The organism is Herbaspirillum sp. B65 (assembly GCF_000333555.1).
Taxonomy (GTDB): Bacteria; Pseudomonadota; Gammaproteobacteria; order Burkholderiales; family Burkholderiaceae_D; genus Herbaspirillum; species Herbaspirillum rubrisubalbicans.
Map to the genome: position 1 here is coordinate 1 of NZ_BADI01000158.1, position 1,003 is coordinate 1,003.

At 55.3% G+C, this 1,003-nt stretch carries 1 protein-coding gene; it reads left to right on the plus strand.

Translation table 11 applies throughout. The features are described from left to right. Positions 1-316: 316 nt before the first annotated feature. A complete protein-coding gene (locus I5W_RS04110) occupies positions 317-829 on the plus strand; it encodes an RNA polymerase sigma factor (protein ID WP_238813943.1) in 513 nt (170 codons plus the stop codon). Positions 830-1,003 lie beyond the last annotated feature (174 nt).

The following is a 1,003-nucleotide window of genomic DNA, read 5'->3' on the forward strand; positions in this document are numbered from 1 at the left end:
GAGTTTATTAAAATATCCTGTATTATTATGTGAACAGGGCGGAGATTCAGGTGTGAAAAATGCGCCAGAAAGTGGCGCCAGCAGCGACTTCGCACCAAATGGAGACAGGTATGGCGTCATTCGCGGGTGAGAAGTCGGTTTCACTGAGCGAAAGAGCGCGGGAACGCTCCGATCTTCACGCCAAGGAAGGCGCGCCAGCCTATGCCAGCCGATTCAACCTGAATGCAAGGAAAACGGGATGCGACACGATATGCCGAAGAAAAGGCAGCAGCCCCGCGTACTGGAGGCAGATGCGGCCAATGACGACGCTGCGGTGATGCAGGCCATCGCAGGAGGTGACCGCGCCGCATTCGAAAAATTATATAAACAGTATTTTCCGCGACTGACGTCTTTCCTGCGCCGGCTTACTGCCCACCCTCACCTCATCGACGAGATCATCAACGACACCATGTTGGTGGTGTGGCAGAAAGCCGATACCTACAATCAGACCTGCAAGGTGTCCACCTGGATCTTTGCGATCGCCTATCGCCAAGGACTGAAAGCGCTGCGAAACTTGCGGCAGGAGATCGAGATCGTGAGCGACCAGGACAACCCCTGCGATACGCCTGGACCGGAACAGCAGATGAGCCATCTGCAACTGAGGAAAGTACTGGAGAGCGCCCTATCCGAGCTGTCCACGGAGCAGCGCAGCGTCATCGCCCTGAGCTACTACCATGGCATGGCCTACGATGAGATTGCCCGGGCCATGAAATGCCCGATCAATACCATCAAGACCCGCATGTTTCATGCACGGCGCAAGCTCAAATCCCTGCTGTATGCCTATCAATGAACACAAGGCATTACAGGCCGAACCAGGAGCGAGCTCAGAGAATGACTTGACCACTCGCGCCGGAAGCCCGGCATGAAACAGACACGAACTTTCGGTGATACTCAGCCAGTGCGTCGACGTAACCGAGCAACCGGGAAAAACGGGCGGCGGCCTGAGTGATGATCTTGACATACT

Coding starts and splice junctions, on each gene's coding strand:
- I5W_RS04110 (WP_238813943.1), top strand. CDS start 317: ATGCAGGCCATCGCAGGAGGTGACCGCGCCGCATTCGAAAAATTATAT.